Origin of the sequence: Gordonia sp. PS3 (genome assembly GCF_041950545.1) — a bacterium.
GTDB lineage: Bacteria > Actinomycetota > Actinomycetes > Mycobacteriales > Mycobacteriaceae > Gordonia > Gordonia sihwensis.
This window is the reverse complement of the sequence record NZ_CP169524.1, coordinates 411,932-433,362: the sequence shown is the minus strand read 5'-3', so window position 1 is coordinate 433,362 and position 21,431 is coordinate 411,932. Positions and strand designations below refer to the sequence as shown.

Below are 21,431 nucleotides of genomic sequence, written 5' to 3'. Positions count from 1 at the left end.
GACCACGCCCGGCACCGGGCGGCCCGTGAACACCAGCGACGACGCGGAAAGCGAGCAGGAAGCGTGACTCAGCCCGAGCAGCCGATCCTGGCGCAGACCCGGGCACTCCTGGCGAGCGATCCCGACCGTTTCGCGAGCAGCGTCTTCGCCCGGCTGTTCGCGATGCGGCCCAGCCTCCGAGAGTTGTTTCCGGCCGAGATGGGCACTCTCCGAGCCTCATTCGTGGATGTGATCGACCACGTGCTCGACGCGATCGGGGCACCGGACGGCCACGGCGAGCTGGTCGAGTTCCTCGCGCAGTTGGGCCGCGACCACCGCAAGTTCGGCGTCGTCAGCGAGCACTACTGGCTGATCTACGACGCCCTGATGTCGGAGTTCCAGTTCGCCTTCGGCAACCGCTGGACACCGGAGGTGGAGGAGACCGTCGGGCAGGCGATGCTCCTGACCACCGGTGTGATGCGCGGCGCCGCGGAAAGCGCCGAGGGTCCCCCGCGCTGGCACGCCCGCGTGGTGCAGAAGTTCCGGATCACGCGCGAACGGGCCGTGATCCGGCTGATCGCCGATGGACCGCACCCGCCGTACGCCGCCGGCCAGTACCTCGAGACGCAGATCCCGCAGTGGCCCCGGACCTGGCGCAACTTCTCCCCGGCCATTCCCTCGAACCCGCAGGGCGAGTTGGAGTTCCACGTCCGAGCCGTGCCGGGCGGCCGGGTCAGCGGCTCCATCGTGCGAGACACCGCAGTCGGAGACGTGTGGACCTTCGCACAGCGCCACGGCACCATGCACATCGATCCGGCGCGACCGGCGCTGCTGATCGCCGGCGGTACCGGGCTCGCTCCCCTGCGCGCGCTGCTGATCGACCACGCCCGCTTCGGCGAGCCGGCTCCGGTCCACCTCTTCTACGGAACACAGAATCCCGGCGAACTGTACGAGCTCGGCGTGCTCGCACAGCTGGCCGGTGCGAATCCGTGGCTGCGCGTCACCGCCGTCACGGAGAACACCGAGGACCCGTGGTGGCTCACCGGCGGCACCGATCCGCGCGGCTGGGGGCTCGAAGTGCGCTACGGCCGCGTCGGCGAGGTGGCCGCGACGTACGCCGACTGGCGGGGCCGCCAGGTGCTGCTGTCCGGCCCGGCCCCGATGGTCTTCCACACCGCGCTGCGACTACGGGCCGCCGGCGTGGATCCCGACGCGATCCAGCACGACCCGCTGAACTGACCGCCCGGGACCGGGCACTGCCTACGACTGATGCCGGGACGCGACCAGCACGGCCAACGCACCGCCGAGCATCGACACGTTCTTCAGGAACTGGATCTGCTGCATCTTGTGCTGCATCGGATCGTCGATCTCCCAGAAGGCGTGCCCGGCGAAGGTGGTCGGAACCAGCGACGCCGCCAGCAGGACCGCACCGGGCCGTGCACCGAGGCCGGTGGCGATCATCGCGCCGCCCAGCACCTGGGCGGCACCGTTGGCCCGGACGATCGTCTCGTTGTCGGTCGGCAGCGGGATCACGGTCCGGATCTTGTCGAGCAGCGGCGACGCCGCTTCGACGCGGGCACCCGGCGCCGTGGCGGCGTCGTAGCCCAGGATCATGTACGGGATGCCGGTGAGGGCACGGCCTGCGGCGTGGATCAGCTTCATGGGGACCTCTCGATAGACGGTGGGTGCTCGGGGCACACGCCGCCGAGGATAGTGGAACCGAAACGGGCAAGGCCGCCGACGGCAGTCGGCGGCCTTGTGGCTCTATCGCGTCGTGGTGCTGCCGCGTCAGCGGCTCCGTTTTCCCCGCGGCCGCCACACCACGAGGGCGTTGGTGCGGGGCACCGGAACCAGTTCTCCGTGACGTGCCCGCGACGCCGACTCCATCTGCCGAGTCAGGTCACTGACCCGTCGGCGCAGGGCCTCCACCTCGTCGCTGAGTTCGATGATCCGTTTGATCCCCGCGAGGTTCACGCCCTCGTCCTGCGACAACCGCTGGATCTCGCGAAGCATCTCGACGTCGCGGTTGGAGTAGCGACGCCCGCCGCCGCGCGTGCGCTGCGGGGTCACCAGACCCAGCCGATCGTAGGTCCGGAGGGTCTGGGCGTGCATGCCGGCCAGCTCCGCCGCCACCGAGATCATGAACGTGGCGGCGTCGCCGACGTCGTCATTGCGCGACTGGTCTCCTCGATCGTCGACTGCCATGGGTCATCACCGCCCCCATCCTGCGCGGGGGTCGAATCCACTGGCCCGTTCGGCCTCCGCATACTTCTTCATCGCTTCGGTCGCCGCGTCGTCGAGCTTGGTCGGCACCGCGACCTTCACCGTCACCAGCAGATCACCGGATCCGCCGGATCGTTTCGGCACACCGCGGCCCTTCAGCCGCAGGGTCCGTCCGTCGGAGGTGCCCGCCGGGATCTTGACGCCGACGGAACCGTCGAGCGTCGGAACCGAGATGGTCGCTCCGAGAATCAGCTCCGAGATGGACACCGGCAGTGAGACCTTGAGGTCGTTGCCGCTGCGGGTGAACACCTTGTCGGCCATCACGTGCACGGTCACGTACAGGTCGCCGGACGGCGCGCCGCGCATCCCGGCCTCGCCCTGCCCGGCGAGCCGGATCCGCTGACCGTCCTCGACGCCCTGCGGGACGCGGACGTTGATGGTCCGCGGGCGCACGGTGATGCCGGTGCCCTGGCAGTCCGGACACGGATCGTCGATCTTGGTGCCGGTGCCCTGGCAGTCGGGGCAGGGTTCGGAGAATCCGAAGTGCCCCTGGTTGCGGGTGACGAAGGCGGTGCCGTTGCAGGTGGGGCACGTGCGCGGGCTGCTGCCCGGCCGTGCGCCGCTGCCGTGGCACTTGGTGCACGGCGACGGGCTGGTGACGCGCAGCGTCACGGTGGTTCCCTGCACCGCGTCCCGGAATGCGAGGGTGGTCTCGGTCTCGAGATCGTTGCCGCGCCGCTGGCGGGGTCCGCCGGCCGACCCGCCGAAGCCGCCGCCGCGTCCGCCCAGCAGGTCGCCGAGCATGTCGCCGAGGCCACCGCCCCCGCCCGCACCGCCGGCCGCGCCGAACAGGTCGCCGAAGTCGAATCCGCCGGCACCGCCCGGCGTTCCGCCGCCGAAACCGTTGCCGCCGCGGAACCGGCCGCTGGCCATCAGGGTCCGGGCCTCGTCGTATTCGCGGCGCTTGGTCTCGTCGGAGAGCACGCTGTGCGCCTCCGACACTCTCTTGAAGCGTTCTTCGGCCGCCGTGTCGCCCGGGTTGGCGTCCGGGTGCAACTCACGGGCGAGCTTCCGGTAAGCCTTCTTGATCTGGTCGGCACTGGCGTCGGAAGAAACGCCGAGGTCTGCGTAGAAATCGCGTTCCAGCCATTCACGCTGGGGAGCCATCAGGCGTCACCTCCTTGAAAAAAGTCTGTGGTTGTCATGTGTCGCTCCTGTCCGGACACACGGTGGCAGTGGGGCCGCGGGGCCGCCGTGCAACGGCGACCCCGCGCTCGCATCACTGCTCCGGCGCAGCGTCGCTCGGCGCCGGGTCGGTGACCGTCACCATGGCGTGACGGATCACCTTGTCTCCCAGGCGGTAGCCCGTCCGGAAGACGTTGCCGATGACAGGGGTGTCCCCGCTGCCATCATTCTGAATGGCTTCGTGGAGTTCCGGGTCGAATTCCTCGCCCGGCTCCGCGAACTTCGCCAGCTTCTCACCCGAGAGAACGTCGACCAGCTTGTCGGCGAACGCCCGCAGCGGGCCCTCGTCGAGGTCTCCGTGGTCCCGGGCGCGGTCGAGGTCGTCGAGGATGGGCAGCAGCTTCTCCACGAGGATCTGCTTACCGCGGTCGACGGCCTGCAGCTGCTCCTCGGCACTGCGGCGCCGGAAGTTCGCGAACTGCGCGCGCTCCCGCTGCAGGGCCTCGGTCAGCTCCGCCACCTGCGCATCGGCCGGGGTGGCCTGGTCGCCGGCCGGCTGGGCCGCCGCGTCGTCCGCGGCGGCTTCAGCCTGCTGGGTTCCCGCGCCGTCGCGCACCTCACCCGTCTCCGGGTCGACGCGGCGGTTGTCGGTCACCGTCACCGGCTCTTCGGCGGTGTTCTCCCCGGCGTTGTTACCGGCTGTCACTTGTTCTCACCTTCGGCGGGATCGTCCACGACCTCGGCGTCGACGACGTCGTCGGCTCCGGCGTCACCGGTGGTCGCACCGGCCTCGCCCTCGGCCTGAGCCGCCGCGTAGATCGCCTGGCCCATGGCCTGCGACTCCTCCGACAGCTTCTCGATCGCGCTGCGGATGGCGCCGGTGTCGGTGCCCTTCAGCGCCTCGTTGGCTCCGGTGATGGCCGCGTTGACCTTGTCCTTGACGTCGGCGGGGACCTTGTCCTCGTTCTCCTTCAGGAACTTCTCGGTCTGGTTGACCAGCGACTCCGCCTGGTTGCGGGTCTCGGCCTCCTCGCGGCGGACGCGGTCCTCTTCGGCGTGAGCCTCGGCGTCCTTGATCATCCGGTCGATCTCGTCCTTCGACAGACCCGAGCCGTCCTGGATGCGGATGCTGTTCTCCTTGCCGGTGCCCTTGTCCTTCGCGGTGACGTGAACGATGCCGTTCGCGTCGATGTCGAAGGTGACCTCGATCTGCGGAACGCCCTGCGGTGCAGGCGCGATGCCGCCGAGCTCAAACGATCCGAGCAGCTTGTTGTGCGAGGCGATCTCGCGCTCACCCTGGTACACCTGGATCTGCACCGACGGCTGGTTGTCCTCAGCGGTGGTGTAGGTCTCCGACCGCTTGGTCGGAATGGTGGTGTTGCGCTCGATCAGCTTGTGCATCACGCCGCCCTTGGTCTCGATGCCGAGGGACAGCGGGGTCACGTCGAGCAGCAGCACGTCCTTGACCTCGCCGCGCAGGACGCCGGCCTGCAGGGCGGCGCCGACGGCGACGACCTCGTCCGGGTTGACGCCCTTGTTGGGCTCCTGACCACCGGTGAGCTCCTTGACCAGGTCGGTCACGGCAGGCATGCGGGTGGAACCGCCGACGAGCACCACGTGGTCGATGTCGCTGACCGCGATGCCCGCGTCCTTGATGACGGCCTGGAACGGAGTCCGGGTGCGCTCGAGCAGGTCGCTCGTGATGCGCTGGAACTCAGCGCGCGAGAGCTGCTCGTCGAGGAAGAGCGGGTTCTTGTCGGCGTCGACGGTGATGTACGGCAGGTTGATCGAGGTGCTCTGCGAGGACGAGAGTTCGATCTTCGCCTTCTCAGCGGCCTCGCGCAGACGCTGCATGGCCATCTTGTCCTTGGTCAGGTCGATGCCCGAGCTGGCCTTGAACTTGTCGACGAGCCATTCGACGATGCGCTCGTCCCAGTCGTCACCACCGAGGTTGTTGTCGCCCGACGTGGCACGGACCTCGACGACTCCGTCGCCGATCTCGAGCAGCGAGACGTCGAAGGTGCCGCCACCGAGGTCGAAGACCAGGATGGTCTGTTCCTTCTCGCCCTTGTCGAGACCGTAGGCCAGAGCGGCCGCGGTGGGCTCGTTGACGATGCGCAGAACGTTGAGGCCCGCGATCTGGCCGGCCTCCTTGGTGGCCTGACGCTGCGAGTCGTTGAAGTACGCCGGCACGGTGATGACCGCGTCGGTGACGTCCTCACCCAGGTAGGCCTCGGCGTCGCGCTTCAGCTTCATCAGCGTGCGGGCGCTGATCTCCTGCGGGGTGTACTTCTTGCCGTCGATCTCGACGGTCCAATCGGTGTCGCCCATGTGGCGCTTCACCGAGCGGATGGTGCGGTCGACGTTGGTGACGGCCTGGTTCTTGGCCGGCTGTCCGACGAGGACTTCGCCGTTGCGCGCGAACGCGACGATCGACGGAGTGGTCCGCGACCCCTCAGCGTTGGCGATGACGGCGGGCTCGCCGCCTTCGAGAACCGACACCACGGAGTTGGTGGTGCCGAGGTCGATTCCGACAGCACGTGACATGTGTGTTCCTCCTAGTTCCGGCTTGCTGGTGGGGCCGGGTAGTTCTTTGGGCCGGGAGGGCCTTGTTGGTCTGTGAAACCTCAGCGCCTTCGACTCAGGTTTAATCGAGGATGTTCACCCCGTCAACCTTGTTGAGCCGCTTTCACTCAAGTTTCTCGATGGGTTCAACTGTACGCAGGGACGATTCATTCCGGAGAGTTGAGCGAAGTTGACTCAATCCTGGGTGATGTCCGTCACCGCAGGGAGACGGTCGGACGTGAAGTCAGCATCTGCGCCATCGGCAGACCAGCCGGGCACGTATCGAGCGTCAAAACCATGACCTGTTCCATTCATACGAACAGATGGTGACGCGCGTCACCGGATACCTGAGAACGACCTGAGCAGAGGCCCCTCGATCCCGTCGACCTGCGGAAACATCCCTCGTTACACATTCGCCCGCGACGCCGCATTTCCGGCACAGAAGTGCTCCCTCGCACTGTGTCCCCAGAGTTAGTGGCACCGTGGGGCGCTGCGGCGTCCCATCATTCTCGGCATGGCACCCATCGCACGATTGACCTCAACCGCTCGACGCGCAGTCGTCGTCACTGCCGCCGGAGCAGCGGCAGTGTCGCTCGCTGCCATCGGCGCCGGCAGCGCTCATGCTGCGGTCGGCGAGAATCTCGACCAGAGTTGCACCAAGTACTCGCAGGACGGCGGAACCACGTGGGGGAATTTGGACGTCCTCTCGTGGAACACCGACCGCCCGGTCCCGGGCCACGAGGTGAAGCAGGCTTCGTTCAAGATCAAGAACTCCTGCGACACGCCCGCCAAATTCCAGGTGTTCGCCGGCAACTGGGAACTCCCGGGCGGAGGTTCGGCCACCGTCCGCGCGAACGCCGGCTCGGTGAAGGGAAGCAAGCACAGCCTGGCAGGCGGCCCCGGAATCCTCGTCGTCGAGACTGGTCGGCTCATCCAGAACACACCGATCGACGTGGAACTGTTCGTCGGCATTCCACAAGGGGAGACCGAACAGAACTTCACGATCAAACCTGACTGGAGCACCTCTCTCGAAGAGGTCGCAGGCGACGCTCCAGTGGATCCCGTGGACCCGACTGATCCCGGAGGTGATGGCGGTTCCGGATCTCTCGACTCGGGCTCGCTCGGTTCCGGTTCGCTCGGCAGCATGTTCGGCAGCCTCGGAGGCGGCAGCAGTGATGCCGCCAAGAGCGTTCAGGTGAGCCTGAACGCCCCGGCCATCCACGCCGGCGGGCGCTGAACGGCGGATCGGCCGGCTCGCGCACCCGTCGTACGCCGGCCGATCACACAGACTTCGGCCATCCACCCCGGTGAATCCCGGCCGTAGACGGTCACTTCGGTGACCGCCCCCGCGCGGGCATCTCCCGCCGCGCGGGTCACCCTCTCCCACACCTTCGGGTGTCCCGATTCAATTAAGGGAAGACATGAACAAGGTTACGAAGGGCGCTCTCGCCGCAGCCGCCGGCGCAGCTATCCTCGCCGGTGGCGCAGGCACCATGGCGGCTTGGAACAGCAACGTCAACACCAACGGCGGCACTGTCACCGCCGGTCAGCTGAACCTCACCGCGGTCGACACCGGTACCTGGACGTGGGTCGGCGGCACGAAGGATGGCGATACCTTCAACCCTGGCACCGACCGTCTCGTGCCGGGCGACACCGTCCGGTACACGGCCAGCTACAAGATCACGGCCGTAGGAACCAACCTGACGGCGACCCTGACTCCCAGTGTGGGCGGTGTCTCCGGCGATCTCGCACAGTACCTCGATCCGACGACCGCAGGTGGTGGCCCCGGAATCACTGTGACCCCTGCCGACAACAACACGACCAAGAAGGTCTCGACCGACATCACATTCAGAGCAGACACAAGCAACAAGGACGGACAGGACAAGACCGCTGACCTCTCCGGCGCCACGGTCACTCTGCAGCAGAACTAAACCACTCCTCCCGTGATTAAGAGGATTTCGTGAAGCCCCAAATCAAATGGGCGCTCGCAGCGGCGGCGGTTCTGCTGGTGGGATTCATCTCCCTCCAGCAGACCGGCGCCCTCTGGCGTTCGGAAGCAACGAGCAACGGTGGCACGATCACCGCAGGCAAGCTCGACATCTCGGTGAACCAGGGCGGCGTCAAGCAGTTCACGCTCGACGGCCTGACGCTGACTGACGCGAACCCCGGTGACAGCGTCCAAAAGCCGCTGCCGGTCATCAATTCCGGCAACGTGACGATGCAGTACAAGCTGAACTCGGTGGCCGTCAACGGCACCACCCCGCTGCAGCTGCGTGTCGCAGTAGTCGGCAGCGAGGCCGCATGCACCCCCACCGGCGATGTCGGTGACGAGATCTACTCGGGTGCGATGAACACCGCTGCCACCGCAGCCCGCAACGTCGCGGCGGGTACTACCGAAGTGCTGTGCCTGCGTACCACCATCGCGACCAACGCATCGACGTCGCAGTCGGCCAACGCGACGTTCACCTTCGGCGCCCAGTCGGTCAGCAACTCATGATGTTCAGTCGCGGAACCCATCACACCAGCGAGACGGAGGCGCTTCCCTCCGCAAGCGACGCGGAGAACTCCGACGCGACTCCACCCATCTGGTGGGTGAAGACGATCGCCTCGTGGACGCTGCTGCTCGTCGCGGTCGGCGTGCTCGCTGTGCTCGTGGTGGTTCCGCGGCTGACCGGTTCCACCGCGTACACGGTGCTCACCGGGTCGATGCAGCCGACGTACCCGCCGGGAACGCTGATCGTGGTGAAGCCGACGCCGGGCGATCAATTGAAGGCCGGCGACGTCATCACGTTCCAGCCGGAGTCGGGCAATCCGTCGGTCACGACGCATCGGATCATCAGCATCGTCTACGACGCGAGCGGTAAGCGCCGGTTCATCACCAAGGGCGATGCCAACAATGCGACGGACCCGGTCCAACTCGTCGAAGAGCAGGTCCGCGGCAGACTGCTGTACTCGGTTCCCTACCTCGGCCGGATCAACTCCCTGATCTCCGGCTCGTCGCGGAGCATCGCGGTGTTCGTGATCGCCGGCGGTCTCGGTGCGTACGCGTTGTGGATGTGGATCAGCAGCATCCGCGACCGCAAGAAGCCGAAGCCTCCCGAGAACCCCGAGCCCGGCGCCGCTCCGCCCGATCCGCCGATGCCGCCGGCTCCCACGCAGGCGGTTCCGGCGCACGCCGAGGTCGGCGGCCGGCACTCCGCAGGATCTGAGAACCGCTGCTATGCGTGCGGTGCCGATCAGTCCGGACGTCCGCCGCTCGCCTACTCGGCGGTCCCCGACCCGCCGTCGGCGACGCCGGTGATCCCCAGTGCCGAGATCACCCAACCGATTCCTTTCATCAAGTGACTCCCTCCCGAATGATTAGGCAGAAACAGATGTCCTCATCCAACGAAACTCACGACCGCGAGCGGTCGGGGTCGCGACTGCGCGGGCGCCTCGGCGACACCGGTTGGACGCGCGCCCGAGCGATCGCCTCACTCGGAATGGTCTTCGGTCTCGGCGCCGTCGGCACGATGGCCGCGTGGTCGGACACCGCGACCGCGACTACCGGAATGTTCTCGACGAGCGCGGTGAACATCGAGATGAAGCTCAACGGCCAGCGTCCGAATTATGCATTCGCCGCGCTCAGCAAGATCAACCTCGCGCGCGGGGCCACCACCGCCGGAGTTCTGCCGGTTCAGAACACCGGTTCCGACGACTTCAAGTACACGATGAAGGCACTGGTCGCCGACGCCGGCACCGCCACCTACGGCAGTGCCAACGCAGCCACGTTCGCCGACAATCTGACGATCGAGATCCGTAGCGGCGGAACGAGCGACGGGTCCACGTGCAGCGGCGGAACGCAGATCCTGGCGCCGCAGAAGCTGTCCATCGGCACGGTCGACATGATCACCGCGGCGCGGCAGGTGAATGTCTCGGCCGCGGACGATCTGTGCATTCAGGCGAGCGTGAGCCCGACTGCGCCGATCGGAGCCCGGATGTCTGCGCTCTCGATCAACTTCCAGTTCGCAGCCACTCAGGCCTGATCCACGATGCGCCAGCACCCCGACGATCAGTCCGGACTACGGTCCCGGCGTGAGCTCGCGCTCAACGCCGGTGCCGTGATCGGATTGATCTGCATCGTCGCCGCGATCGCCTCGATGGCGTTCAACATCACCCCGCTGGTGTTCCGTTCAGGATCGATGTCGCCGCAGATCCCCACCGGTTCCCTCGCGCTTGCGCGGACCGTACCCGCTACCGACGTGCACGTTGGTGACGTGGTCAGCGTCGAGAACGAGGCGGGCACGCGCATCTCTCACCGCGTGGTCGCGGTGAACCCGATCGGCGGCGGCGAAGTGTCGCTGACTCTGAAGGGCGACGCCAATCGTGCGCCCGATCCCTCGCCGTACACCGTCGCCGAAGCCGACCGCATCGTCGCTCACGTGCCGATCCTCGGCTACGCCGCCGCGTGGCTGTCGAGCAAGACCGCGATATTCCTCGGCGGCATTCTCGCCGGCGCACTGCTGATGCTGGCGTTCGGCCCGATCCGACGATCAACGGACGGCTCGACGCCCGACACCGGCGACGCATCCCAGACACATTCATCCGACGAGCCCGCCGATCACCGCGAGCCGCAGTACCAGGAGGCCGACCGTGCCTAATCTCCAGTCCGTCCGATCCAAGATCCCGGCCAAGCGTGTGCTGCTTGCGCTCGGCGGCGTGACCGCAGTCGCCCTCGGCGTCGTACAGACCACCGACACCATGGCGGCGAGTACCGATGCGGCAGCCGCAAAGGTCTCTCAGATCGCGACAGAGAACTTCTTTCCGACGCCGTTGCCGTCATCTATTTCATGCTCGGAAAGTGGCAGTCTGGGCTTCCACAAGGCCAACGTGTCATGGCCAAGCGCAGGCCCGGGGATGAGCTACCGCGTCACCCTGTGGAAGGACGGGATGAGCGGCATCGAGCGTGCGCCCGCATATCAGACCGGCACCACGTGGGTCCTCGCGGTGAACTACGACCTCGCCTGGGGGAACTACGTTCTGACAGTTCAGACTGTGAACGTGGCGAGCGGTACGACTGACGCTTCCCGGCTGGTCTCATCCGGCTACCGCAAAATCACCGTGGGGAGCAACGCACAGCGAAACGGTTCATGCCAAGGAGGTGCGGGAGTCCAGGCGAACGCGACCTGGGAGGATCAATCGAGCTTTACACCCGCAGCGCCAGCCGTTGACGGTGCCAGCGAGTTCAGCCGGTCCCGCAAACTGAATAGCCCGGCGGCTGCCTCGCCTTCGGCGAGTTCCACGGATTCACCGTCCGCGAGCACCACGCCGGAGAACGCCTCACCCACGTCGTCTACGACTGCTGAGACGGAGCCCTCGACTCCGGCTTCCAGCGAGCCCTCCGCGGATGACGAGACCGGATCCCCGTCGAGCACGAGCGAGCCAGTTGCCGAGGCAAAACCGGCCGAGGTGACCATCGGTGTCGAGGCGGCAGCCGGTAAGTCGACGCTGATCCTCTTCCACGACGGCGTCGAGAAGTGCCGGGCACCGCTGGCCGAGGACGACGTCCCGAGCGTCAACTCCGCCACCAATACCGTCTCGATCACCAACGGGACCACGGTGAAGAAGGTCGACACGGAGACCTGCGCAGTCTCCTGACCCACCCATGCGAAGGCGCGTCCGGTGCACCCCGACCCGGACGCGCCTTCCCCATTTCCGGACGACGGACCGACGGTTAGACTAGAACACGTTCTATTGCGATGGTCGACTCAGGAACGGAGTGGGATGGGACTGCGAGAGCAGATGCTGGCCACCGTCGAAGGGTCGCCGGCGGCCGTGGCCGCGCACGACAAACAGCGGTGGCTGTCGCTGTTCGCGCCGGACGCGATAGTCAACGACCCGGTGGGGTCGAGCCCGCACCGCGGAGACGAGCACCTCTCCCGCTTCTACGACACCTTCATCGCTCCCAACACGATCGTCTTCCATCCGGCGCACGACATCGTCTGCGGCGACACCGTGATCCGCGACCTCACGCTGGAGATCCGCATGAGCGACGCCGTGACGCTGACGGTGCCTGTGCACCTGCGGTATGAGATGGCGTCGGCCGATCTGATCGCGGGCCTGTTCGCCCACTGGGAACTGCCGACCATGGTGCGACAACTCCTTGCCGAAGGAGTCGACGCACTCCCGATCTCGACGCGGCTGACCGGGGCGCTGCTGCGGAACCAGGGACTCGGCGGAGCCGCAGGCTTCGCCCGAGGGTTCGTTCGCGCGGGCGCCGCGGAGAAGCGGCGGACGCTCGCGTTCCTAGACGCGGCGTGCGGAGGGCGGTCCGGGTCCGACGTACGAGTCGAGTACGGTGCCGGGCGCGTCGGGCCGGTCGCAGACCTGCGCGACGAACTGGACGGCTGGCGGACCAGCAAGTGCCTGGCTGCCGGACGATACGTGACAGTGAGCCTCACGCGCGGCGAAGAACACGCGGTGGCGATGGCCACCTTCGAACGCAGGCAGATCGTCGCGATGAAGGTGTACGTGGCGAGCTGAACCCGCCCTACTCGACGGCCGCGCGGTCGGCGATCCCCATCGCCCACCAATACAGACCCGCGTCGGGGCTGGATGCGGAGGCCAGAACGAGGTCGGAGAGGTTCAGATCCTCCCACTCCCACAGGAGCTCGTTGTAGGCGGTCATCATCGGTCCCACGCGGGCGCGGGCCCGAGCGATCTCCGCCTCCGACAACCCGCGATCCCGCAGCCAGCCGTCGGTATCGGCCTGCCGACCGTGGCCGATCGTGGTGTCGAGAAAGGGCTCGAGCAGCCGCATCCAGATGTCGGGGCGGGCGATCTGCGGAATCCGGTGACGCTCGGCGAACTGCCGGAGGTCGCCCTCACGCAGCTTGGACACGAACAGCGTCTCGCCCGCCGTCGTGCGGATCTCCGGCGGGAATCCAGCCGGGTCGACGTCGCGGATGCCGCTCACCGACAGCACCGGCTCGGCACACACCGAGGCCGCCGGGTGAACGTAGTCGACGAAGGTCAGGGCGTCGTCGCCGAACTCCACGCCGCGCGACCACAGTCCGGGTAACGGCACCCGCGAAGGCTGCTGCGCCGGCGGGCGGCGCCGTCGTCGCGGCCAGAAGATCACGTGCCGAGCGTAGGACATCGATCAGGAGGTCGCCTCCGGCCGACGAAACGTCGAGAGCCGTCGCCGCTGTGACGCGCCCCTTGTTAGATGGAGCCATGACGACGTCCCCGTTCCGCGACCGGCAGTTCTGAACCGTGGACCGCCGCGCCCTGCCCGCCGCCGATCCCACCGCCCTCTGGCGGGGTCTGGACGACGCCGACCCAGTCGGCCCCATGTGGCGGGCGGCGCAGATCTTCCGTCTCGTCGCCTTCGTCTACGCACTCGGTTTCCAGGTCGCGATCAACGGCGACCTGGAACATCCCGCCGTCACCTGGATCCTGTTCGCCGTCCTGACCGCGGCCAACGTCTGGTGGACCACCGGCTACCTCGCCGGATTCGGACGCCGCCGGTGGTTCGTCGCGAGCGAGGTGATCGTGTCGGCCGCGATGATGCTCTCGACCGAGTTCGTCGCCTCCGGCCAGTGGATCGCCGACAACCAGACCTGGCCCACCACTCTCTGGATGACCAACGCGGCACTGTCCGCGGCGTTGCTTGGCGGGGCGCGCTGGGGTTTCGCGGCCGCAGCGGTGATCGGACTGACGAACTACTACGTCAAGGGCGAATTCCTGCTGAACTTCGGACGCAACGCGACGGCCATCCTGCTCGCCGCCGCGTCGATCGCCCTCGGCATGGCCGCCTCCCGCGCCCGACTGATGCACTCCCGGCTCACCGCGGCCGTCGAACTCGCCGCGGCATCGGCCGAACGCGAACGGCTCGCCCGCGAGGTGCACGACGGCGTGCTGCAGGTCCTCGCACTGATCGCTCGTCGCGGGCGCGAGATCGGCGGTCCCACTGACGACCTCGCGAGTCTGGCGGCCGAACAGGAACGCGTGCTGCGGCAGCTCATCGCGGCGACGCCCGCGCCGGTGGCAGACGGGGGCGCCCTCCTCGACCTCGGACCGGGCCTGCGCGCCCTGGCGACCGACCGTGTTCGGGTCAGCACACCCGGCGAGCGGGTCCTGATCGACGCCGCGGTCGCCGGCGAGGTGCTCGCCGCGGTCGGCAACATCCTCGACAACGTCGAACGCCACGCGGGCGGCGACGCGCACGCCTTCGTCCTGCTGGAAGACCTCGACACCGAGATCGTCGTCAGCGTCCGCGACGACGGTGCGGGGATCGAGCCCGGCCGGCTGTCGGCGGCGGTGAAGGAAGGGCGGATGGGGATCTCGCGGTCGATCATCGGGCGGATCGAGGCACTCGGCGGCACCGCTCGGCTGGAGTCGGCGCCCGGTGCCGGGACAGAATGGGAGTTGACGGTCCCGGCCGGCGAGAGAGAGGCGCAGTCCCGATGAGCGATGCCGCACTGCGCGTGATGGTGGTCGACGACCACCCGATGTGGCGAGAGGGCGTGGCGCGCGACCTGTCGGAGGAGGGCTTCGACGTCGTCGCCACCGCCGACGGCTGCGCGAGCGCGGCCGCGCGTGCCGCGGCGGTGCGGCCCGACGTCGTCCTGATGGACATGCAGATGCCCGACGGCTCCGGTGCCGAAGCGACGGCGGCCGTCCTCGCGGCGCACCCCGGCGCGCACGTGTTGGTCCTCTCGGCGTCCGACGAGCGCGACGACGTTCTCGAGGCCATCAAGGCCGGGGCCACCGGGTATCTGGTGAAGAGCGCGCAGCGGTCGGAGTTGGTCGCGGCCGTCCGCGCGACGGGCGACGGGCAGGCCGTGTTCACTCCCGGACTCGCCGGACTGGTGCTCGGCGAGTACCGGAGGATAGCCCGCTCGCCCGAGCCCGACGCACCGACGCTGACGCAGCGCGAGACGGAGGTGCTGCGGCATGTCGCGAAGGGACTGTCGTCGCGGCAGATCGCGACGCGGCTGTCGATCAGTCCGCGCACCGTCGAGAACCACGTCGGCGCCGCGCTGCGGAAGCTGCAGCTCGGCAACCGGGTGGAGTTGGCGCGATACGCGATCGAGCACGGCCTCGACCAGGAGTAACCGCCGACCCCACGGCCAACTCCCCACACATTCTGCGTAATTCTGCGCATGTCCGCGAGGCGCCGCACCGCGACGCTGGAAGGCATGACGAACAACAACGATCCAGCAGTCGCGGCGGCCCGCCTCGGCGACGAGCTGAAGAGCATCGCGGGCCGGATGTCGGCGGTGTCGGCCGACTTCGAGGCGTTCACCGCGTCGCTCGCCCGAGAGTCGGAGACGCCGCAGGACGCGGATGCGCCCCCGGTCGCGGCGACGGGACCGCAGCCCGCGCCCCAGCCTGAGCCTGAGCCCCAGCCGCAGCCTGAGCCGCAGCCGCATTTGCAGTACGCGACGGTGCCGCCGACGGTGGGCACGCCGTTCACGCGACAGCCCTTCGGTCCCCAGTCGTACGGTGTCCCGTCGTACGCCCCGCAGCCCTACCCGCCTCATCCATACGGCCCGCCGTCGTACGCTCCGCGCCCGTTCCCGGCACCGCCGGCCACGCCGGCGCCCAGCCTCAGCAAACGACTCTCCGACGCCGCCGAACGCGGGCTGGTCGGCCGGGTTCTGGCGGCGGTCGGCGTCGCGATCACGCTGATCGGGATCGTACTGCTGCTGGTTCTGGCAGCACAGGCCGGTCTGCTCCGGCCCGAGCTTCGCGTCGCCGGCGGCGCGGTCTTCGCCGCCGCACTGGTCGCCGTCGGATGGCGGGTCGGACGCCGACCCGAGAAGCGTCCCGGCGCCGTCGCCCTGATCGCGACCGGCGTCGCCGCGGCCTTACTCGACGTCCTCGCCGCTACCGCGATCTACGGCTGGCTGCCGGAGTCGGCAGCGCTGGTCGCCGGCGCACTGATCGGCGGCGGCGGACTGTGGTCGGCGCACCGGTGGGACAGTCAGGCGCTCGCACTCATGGTGTCGGTGCCGCTACTGGTCTTCGCGCCGGTGGTCGCGGGCGGCGTCGACGAACTCCTGGTTTGCTTCATGCTGACGTACGCGGCGGCCACCCTGTGGCTGCAGGCCGGTCGGGACTGGACCTCGCTGTTCGTAGTCAACACTGTCGCCACCACGCTTCCGATGACCGTGTTCGTGGTGATCGGCGACGGCCCTGCGTGGTTCCTGGCGGTCACCGCGCTCACCGGGCTCGCCCTGGCGCTCTGCTCGGCGATCATGCTGGCGGCCGCAAGCAGTCGCGCCGTGGTGCTCGGACTCACTTCGGTGGCCGCGGCGATCCCACTGCCGATGATCGCAGGTCAGTGGACCGCCGGGGCCGGATCGTCGACGGCGGTGATCGGATTGGGGGCCGTGCTGTTCGTCGTCGCCGCGGTGGCTACCCGCGGACCGGCGTCGGTGCCCTTCGTCTGCCGGGTGGTGTGGCTGGCCGCGGGAGCGGTGCTGATCTCGATGGCGCTCGGGGTCGCACTCGACGCCTCCACGGTCTCGCTCGGCTTCCTGGCGGGTGCGGTGATCATGGGTCTCGCGGCCCGTTGGGCCGACGATCTGCGGGGCGCAGTGCGGATCGCGGCCACCGTGTTCGCGGGCCTCGGACTGTCGTCGCTGCTGGAGACGGGCGGGGCGCAACAGCTCCTGTATCCCGGCGGGCTCAGTGACTCGGTCCACGCGACCCTCCTCGTCGGCTCACTCCTCGGCCTGGCCGCCACCATGGTGCTGGCCCGCGAATGGGGCACCGCAGCGCCGAGCCGCGCACAACAGATCTGGCTGATCGGCGGCCTCATCGGCCTGTGGCTCACCACCGAACTGTGCGTCGGCGTCGCCGGAGTCGCCACCGGAGGCTCGACCACCGGATTCCGCGCCGGTCACCTCGCGGCGACCCTCGTCTGGTTCGGCTCCGCCGCCGCGGCCCTGATGTGGGCGCGGCGGCTGCAGGGAGCGAGCCGCACCCTCACCCTCGCCACGGGGTTGTCGGTGATCGCCGCGGCGGTCGCGAAACTCTTCCTGTTCGATCTCGCCACCCTCGACGGAATGTTCCGGGTGATCGCCTTCATCGTCGCCGGACTGGTTCTGCTCTCGCTCGGCGTGGCTTACGCGCAGCGATTCACCTCCGAGGAACCCGCGCACTGACCCGCGGAGAATTTTGGCTCCCGGAACGGTCTCACAGACCGTTCCGGGAGCCAAAATTTTGCAGACCGGAACCGATAGCCCGGCACGTGCGTCTAATTGAAGGTGGGGGAAGCACAGTCGACAGCCGATCGTCGGGCGAACAGCCGGTGGTCGGAGCATCCGGAGATCGCGGTCGCACACCATCTCGCCGCTCACGACGGCGTGATCACCACCGGACAAGCACTGGCCTGCGGACTCACCGTGGGCCAGATCCGTTCGCAGGTGGAGCGAGGCCTGTGGATACGGCAGGCCCGCGAAGTCTTCCTCTCCCTCGCCCACCCGCTGGAGGCCGCCGCGCGAATACGCGTGGTCGCGCACGCGAGGGCGGCCACCATCGATCGCACCGCTGCCGCCTGGTGGCACGGCCTGGTCCGGGACGTTCCCGGACCGATCACCGCCGCGGTGCCGCGCTCGGCGAAGCCGAATGCGACCTGCGGGGTGGCTGCCGACCTCAAGCGGCGCACCTACCCGCACGAAGACATCACCGAGGTCCGCGGAATCCAGGTGACCGGCACCGCGCTCTCGGTTCTCGGCGCGGCGTCAGAACACGAGGAGGGTCTGGTCTTCCTCGATCGGATGATTCAGAAGCGCGTGGTGACCGTGCCCGAACTGGTCGCCGCGCTGGACCGGAACCGCGGCGTCCACGGACTCGCCCGAGTTCGCAAGCTGCTGGGTGTCTCCGCCGACGGCTCGGAGTCCGAGGCCGAACGACTCTTCGTGCGGATGCTCCGCAGCGAACAGATCACCGGATGGAAGCAGCAGTTCCCGATCTGCGGTCGGCCGTGGGACTTCGCCTGGCCCGCCGAGCGCGTCGGCGTGGAGATCCACGGCTACGCCTTCCATCGGCACGAGGACCGGTGGAACCGCGATCTCGCGAAGGCGAACTCGATCGCCTGCCTCGGCTGGATCCCGCTGGCCTACTCGTGGAAGCAGCTCAATCTGGCGCCCGGCGACTGCATGCACGAGCTAGCCAATGCCCTCGCCGCCCGCCGCGCCGAACTCCTCTGAAAACTTTGGCTCCCGGACAGGTCTGTGAGACCCGTCCGGGAGCCAAAATTCTCATCACGCCGCGGCGCGCGCCTGTTCCACAGGCTCAAGGGCCTCCGAGACGATCACCGCGACATCCGTCATCGGCTTCACCTCGAGCGCCTCGAGCACCTCGGCCGGAACCTCGTCCAGATCGGCCTCGTTGCGCTGCGGGATGAAGACCGTCTTCAACCCGTTCCGTTGCGCGGCGAGCAGCTTCTGCTTCACGCCGCCGATCGGCAGCACGCGCCCGTTCAGGGTCACCTCGCCGGTCATGCCGACATCGCTGCGCACCCGCCGGCCGGTCAGCATCGACACCAACGCGGTCACCATCGTGACACCCGCGGACGGTCCGTCCTTAGGAACCGCACCGGCCGGGAAGTGGATGTGCACCGTGCCGTTGAGATCAGCCGGATCGATGCCGAAATCGGCGGCGTGCGCCTGCACGTACGAGAGCGCGATCTGCGCCGACTCCTTCATCACATCACCCAGCTGGCCCGTCAGCTTCAGCTGTGGTCCGGCCGCGTGCTCGCCCTTCTCCGACGTGCCCGCCGCTTTCAGCGCCTCGATGAACAGCACGTCGCCGCCCATTCCCGTCACGGCCAGACCGGTGGCGACGCCCGGAACCTCGGTGCGCTCGGCGGTTTCCGGAGTGAACCGCGGTCGCCCGAGGTACTCCACCAGCGCAGTCTCGTCGACGACGATCGGCCCGCTCGCTTCGCTCCCGGCGCCGGCCTGCACCGCGACCTTCCGCGCCACCTTCGCCAGCATCCGCTCGAACTGCCGAACACCCGGCTCACGGGTGTAGTTCGCGGCGATCTCACGCAAGGCGCCCTCGGTGACACTCACCTCGTCCGCCGTGAGCGCAGCCCGCTCCAGCTGTCGCGGAACCAGGTAGTCACGCGCGATGGCGACCTTGTCGTCCTCGGTATAGCCGTCGATCGTGACCAGCTCCATACGATCCAGCAGCGCCGACGGAATGTTCTCCACCACGTTCGCGGTAGCGAGGAAGACCACGTCCGACAGGTCCAGGTCCAGATCCAGGTAGTGGTCGCGGAACGTGTGGTTCTGCGCCGGGTCCAGGACTTCCAGAAGCGCCGCCGCGGGGTCGCCACGGTAGTCAGAGCCCACCTTGTCGATCTCGTCGAGCAGGACGACGGGATTCATCGAACCGGCTTCGCCGATGGCACGGACGATCCGTCCGGGCAGCGCGCCCACGTAGGTGCGGCGGTGACCGCGGATCTCGGCCTCATCGCGGACACCGCCGAGCGCCACGCGGACGAACTTGCGACCGAGCGCGCGGGCCACCGACTCGCCGAGCGACGTCTTACCGACCCCGGGAGGTCCGGCCAGCACCATCACCGCACCGGAACCGCGACCGCCCACCACCGACAATCCGCGTTCGGCACGCCGGGCGCGGACCGCCAGGTACTCGACGATCCGGTCCTTCACGTCCTCCAGACCGTGATGGTCGGCGTCGAGGATCTCCCTTGCCTCGATCAGGTCGGTCGAATCGTCGGTCCGGACCGACCACGGAAGGTCGAGCACCGTGTCGAGCCAGGTCCGGATCCAGCCGGATTCGGGGCTCTGATCACTTCCTCGCTCGAGCTTCCCGACCTCCCGAAGAGCGGCCTCACGGACCTTCTCGGGCAGATCGGCGCCCTCGACGCGAGTCCGGTAGTCCTCGGCACCGTCCGGCTCGTCCTCCCCGAGTTCCTTGCGAATGGCGTTGAGCTGCTGGCGCAGGAGGAACTCCTTCTGCGTCTTCTCCATGCCCTCGCGCACGTCGGCCGCGATCTTGTCGCTGACCTCTGTCTCCGCCAGGTGCTCCCCGGTCCAGTCGATCAACAGCCGCAGCCGCTCGTCGACGTTCTCGGTCTCCAGCAACCGACGCTTGCGCTCATCGCTGATCCACGACGCGTAGCCCGAGGTATCGGCGAGCGCGGACGGATCGGTGAGGCGGTTGACGGCGTCGATCACCTGCCACGCCTCCCGGCGCTGCAGCATCGCGAGCACCACCTTGCGGTACTCGGCGGCCAGTTCGCGGGTGGTCTCGGTGGGTTCGGTCTCCTCAACCAGCTCCACCTCCACCCACAGCGCCGCACCCGGACCGGTGGTTCCGGCACCGATGTGTGCGCGCTGCTCGCCGCGGATCACCGCGACGTGGCCGTCTCGGCCCTGCATGCGACCGACCTGCACCACCGAGGCGATCACGCCGTGTGTCGGGTAGTGGCCGTCGAGGCGCGGGGCGATCAGGATCTTGCCCGCACCGGGTTCTGCGCTGTCGCTCGCGCGGGCCGCGTCGACGGCGGCCTGCGCGGCATCGTCGAGCGGCACGGGCACCACCATCCCGGGCAGCACCACGAGATCGGGAACGAACAGCACGGGAACGGAAATGTTCTCAGACATCACACCTCCAAAGTTCAGTCTGCTCGACTCAACCGAGGGTGCCCTTTGTTTGTTCCGGAACGGTGTTCGCCCTGGGCGATCAGGCCGTGGCCCCTCCGGCGTCGGCACGGCGAGGTTGCGCCGACAGCGGCTGACCCGATGTCAGACTCGCCGGTGACCAGGCGAAACCGTCGGGATCGACGAATGCGTCGGCATCGGAACCGACGACGAGCCGGTGCGAACCGCTGCCCTCCGGCGGCACACCCGCGTCCTTCGCCGCGCCCTTCCTGCCGTACAGGGCGAGGGTGACGGCGCCGTCGGCGGCCTCGAACTCGACGTACTTGCGGCCGTAGCTCTTCGCCACCGTGAGCCCGTGGTCGACGTAGAAGGCTTTGCTGGCGGTGATGTCGGAGGTGCCGAGCAGCAGTACCAGGGAGTCGACCACGCGCAAGGGCGCACCGGTGGACTTCTTCGACGACGCCGCGATCTTCCACAGGGTGCCGTCCGGTGCCTGAAGCACACCGCCGTATCCCCAGAACGACTTCTTGGCGGGCTTGACGACGCGCGCGCCCGCCGTGATCGCCGGTTCGATGAAGGAATCGACGACCGCGGGGTCGGCGACCACGAGGGAGATCACGAATCCGCGGAAGCCCGACGTCGGCGGCGTGGCCTGTTCGAAGCGCAGACGGTCGCCGATCCCGAACGCCTCGTCGTAGAAGGACTTCGCCGCCTCGACGTCGGCGACCTGCAGGGTGAGTGTGTTGATGTTCGTCATACGACTGACGCTACGAGTGCACGGTTCGCGATGCTTCTCGAAAACTGCTCGATGGGGTGGGGCGGGTGGGCGGAGCGGGGCGGCGGTGGTGGTTT

At 68.2% G+C, this 21,431-nt stretch carries 21 protein-coding genes; 13 read left to right on the top strand and 8 right to left on the bottom strand.

The window, feature by feature from the left end; translation table 11 throughout:
• The first annotated feature begins 63 nt into the window (after positions 1 to 63).
• Entirely contained in the window at positions 64 to 1,218 is a 1,155-nt protein-coding gene (locus ACE11G_RS02020; protein WP_045539868.1) for an FAD-binding oxidoreductase, read from the top strand.
• Positions 1,219 to 1,239: 21 nt separating this feature from the next.
• Here ACE11G_RS02020 and ACE11G_RS02015 read toward each other — a convergent pair whose 3' ends face one another.
• The 5 genes from ACE11G_RS02015 to dnaK all read right to left on the bottom strand — a co-directional run bounded on the left by ACE11G_RS02015 (position 1,240) and on the right by dnaK (position 5,934).
• A complete protein-coding gene (locus ACE11G_RS02015; protein ID WP_375003498.1) occupies positions 1,240 to 1,641 on the bottom strand; it encodes a DoxX family protein in 402 nt (133 codons plus the stop codon).
• Positions 1,642 to 1,767: 126 nt separating this feature from the next.
• Positions 1,768 to 2,184, bottom strand: a complete 417-nt coding sequence (locus ACE11G_RS02010; protein WP_375003496.1) for a heat shock protein transcriptional repressor HspR — start codon at positions 2,182 to 2,184, stop codon at positions 1,768 to 1,770.
• A gap of 6 nt (positions 2,185 to 2,190) precedes the next feature.
• The gene (gene dnaJ / locus ACE11G_RS02005) at positions 2,191 to 3,369 is read right to left on the bottom strand and encodes a molecular chaperone DnaJ (protein WP_006896065.1); all 1,179 of its coding nucleotides are present in this window, start codon (positions 3,367 to 3,369) and stop codon (positions 2,191 to 2,193) included.
• A 112-nt stretch (positions 3,370 to 3,481) separates the two neighbouring features.
• Positions 3,482 to 4,093, bottom strand: a complete 612-nt coding sequence (grpE, locus tag ACE11G_RS02000; protein ID WP_006896064.1) for a nucleotide exchange factor GrpE — start codon at positions 4,091 to 4,093, stop codon at positions 3,482 to 3,484.
• The gene (gene dnaK / locus ACE11G_RS01995) at positions 4,090 to 5,934 is read right to left on the bottom strand and encodes a molecular chaperone DnaK (RefSeq protein ID WP_346077607.1); all 1,845 of its coding nucleotides are present in this window, start codon (positions 5,932 to 5,934) and stop codon (positions 4,090 to 4,092) included. Before dnaK ends, grpE begins: the two co-directional genes overlap by 4 nt.
• A gap of 604 nt (positions 5,935 to 6,538) precedes the next feature.
• Between dnaK and ACE11G_RS01990 the strand changes: the two genes are divergently transcribed.
• From ACE11G_RS01990 to ACE11G_RS01955, 8 genes are all read left to right on the top strand, one after another.
• Complete coding sequence (locus tag ACE11G_RS01990; protein ID WP_375003493.1) at positions 6,539 to 7,189, top strand: hypothetical protein; 651 nt, start codon at positions 6,539 to 6,541, stop codon at positions 7,187 to 7,189.
• Between the two features lie 184 nt (positions 7,190 to 7,373).
• Positions 7,374 to 7,883 carry an alternate-type signal peptide domain-containing protein gene (locus ACE11G_RS01985; RefSeq protein ID WP_006896061.1) on the top strand — a complete coding sequence of 170 codons (510 nt, stop codon included), beginning with the start codon at positions 7,374 to 7,376 and terminating at the stop codon, positions 7,881 to 7,883.
• A 29-nt stretch (positions 7,884 to 7,912) separates the two neighbouring features.
• Positions 7,913 to 8,449 (top strand): hypothetical protein, encoded by a 537-nt coding sequence (locus ACE11G_RS01980; RefSeq protein ID WP_045539676.1) that lies wholly within the window; start codon positions 7,913 to 7,915, stop codon positions 8,447 to 8,449.
• Complete coding sequence (locus ACE11G_RS01975; RefSeq protein WP_346077604.1) at positions 8,446 to 9,297, top strand: signal peptidase I; 852 nt, start codon at positions 8,446 to 8,448, stop codon at positions 9,295 to 9,297. The genes ACE11G_RS01980 and ACE11G_RS01975 overlap by 4 nt, the downstream gene beginning before the upstream one ends.
• Positions 9,298 to 9,326: 29 nt before the next feature.
• Entirely contained in the window at positions 9,327 to 9,977 is a 651-nt protein-coding gene (locus ACE11G_RS01970; protein WP_045539672.1) for a SipW-dependent-type signal peptide-containing protein, read from the top strand.
• A 6-nt stretch (positions 9,978 to 9,983) separates the two neighbouring features.
• On the top strand, positions 9,984 to 10,592 hold the full coding sequence (locus ACE11G_RS01965) for a signal peptidase I (protein ID WP_045539670.1): 609 nt from the start codon (positions 9,984 to 9,986) through the stop codon (positions 10,590 to 10,592).
• Between the two features lie 58 nt (positions 10,593 to 10,650).
• A complete protein-coding gene (locus ACE11G_RS01960; RefSeq protein ID WP_375003489.1) occupies positions 10,651 to 11,589 on the top strand; it encodes a hypothetical protein in 939 nt (312 codons plus the stop codon).
• Between the two features lie 126 nt (positions 11,590 to 11,715).
• The gene (locus tag ACE11G_RS01955) at positions 11,716 to 12,474 is read left to right on the top strand and encodes a nuclear transport factor 2 family protein (RefSeq protein ID WP_375003487.1); all 759 of its coding nucleotides are present in this window, start codon (positions 11,716 to 11,718) and stop codon (positions 12,472 to 12,474) included.
• A gap of 7 nt (positions 12,475 to 12,481) precedes the next feature.
• On the opposite strand, the gene ACE11G_RS01950 is transcribed toward ACE11G_RS01955, so the two are convergent.
• Positions 12,482 to 13,072 carry a hypothetical protein gene (locus tag ACE11G_RS01950; protein WP_375003485.1) on the bottom strand — a complete coding sequence of 197 codons (591 nt, stop codon included), beginning with the start codon at positions 13,070 to 13,072 and terminating at the stop codon, positions 12,482 to 12,484.
• Positions 13,073 to 13,206: 134 nt separating this feature from the next.
• Here ACE11G_RS01950 and macS point away from each other — a divergent pair, with 134 nt between their 5' ends.
• The 4 genes from macS (at position 13,207) to ACE11G_RS01930 (ending at position 18,155) form a co-directional block, all read left to right on the top strand.
• A complete protein-coding gene (gene macS, locus ACE11G_RS01945; protein WP_375003483.1) occupies positions 13,207 to 14,403 on the top strand; it encodes a MacS family sensor histidine kinase in 1,197 nt (398 codons plus the stop codon).
• Positions 14,400 to 15,050: a response regulator transcription factor gene (locus tag ACE11G_RS01940; protein ID WP_006896047.1), complete on the top strand. Its 651-nt coding sequence runs from the start codon at positions 14,400 to 14,402 to the stop codon at positions 15,048 to 15,050. Before macS ends, ACE11G_RS01940 begins: the two co-directional genes overlap by 4 nt.
• An 84-nt stretch (positions 15,051 to 15,134) precedes the next feature.
• The gene (locus ACE11G_RS01935) at positions 15,135 to 17,108 is read left to right on the top strand and encodes a DUF2339 domain-containing protein (RefSeq protein ID WP_375003481.1); all 1,974 of its coding nucleotides are present in this window, start codon (positions 15,135 to 15,137) and stop codon (positions 17,106 to 17,108) included.
• 102 nt (positions 17,109 to 17,210) lie between these two features.
• Positions 17,211 to 18,155, top strand: a complete 945-nt coding sequence (locus tag ACE11G_RS01930; protein ID WP_375003479.1) for a hypothetical protein — start codon at positions 17,211 to 17,213, stop codon at positions 18,153 to 18,155.
• Positions 18,156 to 18,209: 54 nt separating this feature from the next.
• Here ACE11G_RS01930 and lon read toward each other — a convergent pair whose 3' ends face one another.
• Together lon and ACE11G_RS01920 are read right to left on the bottom strand one after the other, a co-directional pair.
• Positions 18,210 to 20,582, bottom strand: a complete 2,373-nt coding sequence (lon, locus tag ACE11G_RS01925) for an endopeptidase La (protein WP_375003477.1) — start codon at positions 20,580 to 20,582, stop codon at positions 18,210 to 18,212.
• A gap of 79 nt (positions 20,583 to 20,661) precedes the next feature.
• Complete coding sequence (locus ACE11G_RS01920; protein ID WP_006896043.1) at positions 20,662 to 21,336, bottom strand: hypothetical protein; 675 nt, start codon at positions 21,334 to 21,336, stop codon at positions 20,662 to 20,664.
• Positions 21,337 to 21,431 lie beyond the last annotated feature (95 nt).